Source organism: Microcystis sp. M53602_WE12, from assembly GCF_030065455.1.
GTDB lineage: Bacteria > Cyanobacteriota > Cyanobacteriia > Cyanobacteriales > Microcystaceae > Microcystis > Microcystis aeruginosa.
Window position 1 is genome coordinate 1 of record NZ_JASJFB010000774.1, and the last position, 4,470, is coordinate 4,470.

Sequence of the window (4,470 nt, forward strand, 5' to 3'; positions counted from 1 at the left end):
AGGTATTAAAAACTTTCAGATCCCCCCGCCTATCGGCACCCCCCTTATCAAGGGGGGCAGGGGGGATCAAACCCCCCTTATCAAGGGGGGTAGGGGGGATCAACCCTACAATCAATTTTTAATTTAATTATAATCACTTACTTAGGGCTTGCTGAAAAAGTACGGGCGAAGCATTCGGATAGAAAATCTACGGTTTCACCGATAGGTTATTACCCGAATGCTTCGCCCCTACAGGACGCGGGCCGATACAGAACACTAAAACCCTTACCTCGTCTATATTTTATATTTATTCAGCAAACCCTACTTATGCCTACAATAATCATCCAAAAGACCCAAAAACGTCTTTTAATCTATAGAGAAAAACTCACCGATGACCTAGAAATAGAATTAGTCAAAATACCATCGGGAACCTTTACAATGGGTTCTTCAGAACAAGAAAGTAGTAATAAAAGTGAAAAGCCGCAACACAACGTCACCCTGAAAAACTTCTTGATGGGTATTTATCCCATTACCCAAGCTCAATGGTTATATATTGCCCAAAGAAAAGATTTAAAAGTAGAGCAAGATTTAAAACCAGAGCCATCGGAGTTTAAAGGCAGCACAAACCCCGTTGAAATGGTAAGTTGGTTAGATGCCGTCGAATTTTGCCAAAGGCTCTCTAAATTAAGTAAAAGAAAATATAGGCTACCAACGGAAGCTGAGTGGGAGTACGCTTGTCGAGCGCAAACCAAACCCTTAAATCTCGATAAAGGAGAAACCTACCCCCCCTATCACTTTGGGGAAATTCTTACCCCAGATTTAGCCAACTATGATAACAATCTCCAAAAAACCACCCCTGTTGGGCAATTCTACGCCAACGACTTTGGTTTATATGATATGCACGGAAATGTCTGGGAGTGGTGTCAAGATGATTGGCGCGAAAACTATGAGGAGATAAAAAAGAGCAAAAAACAGCAAAATCAGGCATATAAAGCTCTGCGGGGCGGTTCCTGGGGCAGCAATCCTGTTTACTGCCGTTCCGCGTTTCGCAGCTACGACTACCGCCGCGACTACCGCATCTTCTATAACGGTTTTCGGGTAGTCTGCGTATTCGGGAGGACTTTGTAACCCTTTTTCTCTTTTTTCCCTTTTTACCCTTTTTCGATTTTTTTGAGCAAATGTACTATATATGTACTATAAAAGGATTGAGAGAATTATCTTGATACTAAATCCGTTGAGTATAGGTAACATATCAGGATAGGCAAAAGGCAAGAGGCAAGAGGCAAAAGGGGGAATAATACCATTTTTCTTTATTCGTGGCAGACATTCTACTCCTTTCTCCCAAAAAGGGAGAAGGGTTGGGGGTGAGGGAATTAACCATCTCTGCCATTACTTTAGAAAAATGGTATAAATAATCAGTTTTTAATAACTGGATTTAGTATGAGTAGAAAAAGGGTTTCTCGGAGAAACCCTTTTTCTGTGGGGTATAAATTGCTTGTTGAGACGAGACAAGAGGCAACAGTAAAGGGATTGGGGGAAGTTCAACTAATCTAAGAATAAGCGGTTTAAATGCGTCTTAGTTTACATCAACAGCTGCTCAGTTATTAGTATTCTCCCCCATCATTTTTTTTCTGGTCTAAAAGATGATTATAGATCACACTTTTGAGAGATTGCCAAAAAGGAACTAATAAAGTACTCAGAAGTAAGAAAATAGTAGTCAGACCATAGGAAAACATCGCCATTTGTTGTAAAAAAAGAGGATTTTCCGTGAGCGTTTGCCAGTCCTCCACCGATTCCAAACTACTATAAAAAGAGGAAAAATTGACCCAAAAGGGAATTGAAGCCAAAGCCCATGACAGAATATAAACTGGAATAATTAATAAACTGGCAATAAATATCACTCCTACAATTCTCCAAGCCGAGTTTTTAGTTAAATGCCAACCTCTCTTGATTGCTTGCCAACTGCCTAAATTATCTTCAATTACTAAGGGCAATTCGGCAATGCAAATGCGAGCAGATAACCAAAGGAAGAAAAAAGGAAGACAGAAAAAAGCTGGTAAAATAAGCAATACACCAAGGATGGGGATAAAACTGACTAGCACCAGAGACAGCGTTATCGGCAAGATTATTGCCGCTCCCAACAAACCGATCAAAACCTGCATCCACCACAAGCGCCACATTTTCGGCTTAACTTTTTTTTCCGCTTGTCCGGCAGTTTCCGGCTGATAAATAATGTCTTGAAAAGCTAATCGCGAGATAACCGCATTATTGAAAAGAGACTTAGCAGCCGAGAAAATTTGTATCGGGAAAAGAAATAAACGTAAACCAATATCGCTGCCTTGTTCGGGGGTAATTGTTTGATAAAGTAATTGACTGAGAATTAATTGCAAAACTAAGGGGAGAAGCGACCACAAGCCGGCGCGGACAGCAAAGAATACATAAGTTGGGAAGCGATCACGATAAAGACGGAAGGCAGTATTAATCGTATTGCCAATATTCAAAGGCTCGATGGAATTGTTAGTCACGGTGGGACTCCTTACAGAATGCCACCACTATATTAGGTTAAGTAACTAATAACAGCTAAAAACTTCCAATTTAATCAATATTTCCAGCTAAGACAACAATCGGAAAATTTTGGACTAATTAGCCGTCCTCGCTCCCGTCGCTTTTGCTAAAGTGGTAGAATTTGACCAACGATTCAATTCCCCAGTGGAGAAAGTGCGATCGCATTGATGGTCTTAACTCCCTTGGGATTCGGTTCGCGCATGGTAGTAACTGGAGATGTCACCCAAACCGATTTACCGCAACAACAAGAATCGGGGTTAATTGCCGCTCAAAAAATCCTAAAATCAGTAGAAGGGATCGCTTTTTGTTACCTATCGCGGGCCGATGTGGTGCGTCATCCCTTGGTACAAAAAATCGTCTCAGCCTAGGAACAGCACGAAAAATAACAGATTATGGATATTAAAAATGGTTTCGTCGATGCGGTGGGTAATACTCCCCTAATTCGTCTCAATAGTTTTAGCGAGGAAACCGGCTGCGAGATTCTCGGTAAGGCCGAATTTCTTAACCCCGGTGGTTCGGTCAAGGATCGGGCCGCTTTATATATTATTCAAGAAGCGGAAAAAGCCGGTACTCTCCAACCGGGGGGAACCGTTGTCGAAGGAACCGCCGGCAATACTGGCATCGGTTTGGCCCATATCTGCAATGCTAAAGGTTATAAATGCCTGATTATCATTCCCGATACCCAATCCCAAGAGAAAATCGACCTATTGAGAACATTGGGTGCAGAAGTGCGTACTGTTCCCGCCGTTCCCTACCGAGATGCCAATAATTACGTTAAATTATCGGGGAGATTGGCCAGTGAGATGGAAAATGCTATCTGGGCCAATCAATTCGATAATCTGGCTAATCGTCGCGCTCACTACGAAACCACCGGCCGGGAAATCTGGGAACAAACCGACGGTAAAATTGATGCTTGGGTGGCTGCCACGGGAACCGGGGGAACCTACGCGGGGGTGGCGATGTTTTTAAAAGACCAAAATCCCCAGGTGCGCTGCCTGGTGGCGGATCCGATGGGTAGCGGTTTATATAGTTATGTGAAAACCGGGACAATTACCCTGGAAGGTAGTTCAATTACTGAAGGGATTGGTAATAGTCGTATTACGGCTAATATGGAAGGCGCACCCATAGATGATGCCATTCAAATTGATGATCCCACTGCCATCAAAGTTGTTTATCAACTATTACAAAAAGATGGTTTATTTATGGGGGGTTCTGTGGGTATTAATGTCGGTGCTGCCGTGGCTTTGGCTAAACAAATGGGACCGGGCCACACCATAGTTACTGTTCTTTGTGATGGTGGGTCCCGTTATCAATCTCGTTTATATAATCCTCAATGGTTGGCTGAGAAAGGATTGGCTTAATCAGGAATTATCGGCTCATAAATTAGTGGAGATAATGGGAGGGGGAGGGCAACAATGAGGGAAGGCAGCAAGGGAAAATGAGGCGCTTCGGTTGGGCAAACACTTAAGATAAGATAGACAACAATGCTGATAACTATCATTATTAGGAGAATCATCAGATGTCAGTTACTATTGAACAAGACCTCAAGGAAATTTTAGGTTCAATTAATCAGAAGTTAGATAATCTGCAAAAAGATGTTATGGATATTAAAATAGTACAGGCAAGATTAGAGGAAAAAGTCGATAGTTTAGAAAAAGATATTGAAGGAGTAAAAGAAGATACAAAAGAATTAAAAGGCTCTCAGAAAGCCCAGATTTGGACGTTAATCGGCATCTTGGGAACAGCTTTACTAGGAACAGTCATTCGCTATATTATTCTCCCTTTTTCTCAATCATAATTAGGGTTTGCGGCAAAAAGTTTTTCCTGGGGGCAGGGTGTGGGGTGTGGGGTGTAGGGTTTTACCGATTTTGAGGTAGTCAGTTACCTAATTTTCAGGGAAAAAGTCCAGGAATTTTACCCCCGATC

General features: G+C 42.1%; 4 protein-coding genes and 1 pseudogene. 4 read left to right on the forward strand and 1 reads right to left on the reverse strand.

Annotated elements, in window-relative coordinates; all coding sequences use genetic code 11:
* The first annotated feature begins 306 nt into the window (after positions 1–306).
* Positions 307–1,107, forward strand: coding sequence for a formylglycine-generating enzyme family protein (locus tag PX482_RS23765; protein WP_288095520.1), 801 nt, complete (start codon positions 307–309; stop codon positions 1,105–1,107).
* Between the two features lie 476 nt (positions 1,108–1,583).
* On the opposite strand, the gene PX482_RS23770 is transcribed toward PX482_RS23765, so the two are convergent.
* Positions 1,584–2,504: a hypothetical protein gene (locus tag PX482_RS23770; protein ID WP_288095517.1), complete on the reverse strand. Its 921-nt coding sequence runs from the start codon at positions 2,502–2,504 to the stop codon at positions 1,584–1,586.
* Positions 2,505–2,711: 207 nt separating this feature from the next.
* Here PX482_RS23770 and PX482_RS23775 point away from each other — a divergent pair.
* The 3 genes and pseudogenes from PX482_RS23775 to PX482_RS23785 form a co-directional block, all read left to right on the forward strand.
* Positions 2,712–2,912 (forward strand): annotated as a pseudogene (locus PX482_RS23775) (PhoH family protein); the annotation flags it as partial.
* Between the two features lie 24 nt (positions 2,913–2,936).
* Positions 2,937–3,905 carry a cysteine synthase A gene (locus PX482_RS23780; protein ID WP_287733090.1) on the forward strand — a complete coding sequence of 323 codons (969 nt, stop codon included), beginning with the start codon at positions 2,937–2,939 and terminating at the stop codon, positions 3,903–3,905.
* Between the two features lie 158 nt (positions 3,906–4,063).
* On the forward strand, positions 4,064–4,342 hold the full coding sequence (locus tag PX482_RS23785) for a hemolysin XhlA family protein (RefSeq protein ID WP_002757205.1): 279 nt from the start codon (positions 4,064–4,066) through the stop codon (positions 4,340–4,342).
* Positions 4,343–4,470: the final 128 nt, after the last annotated feature.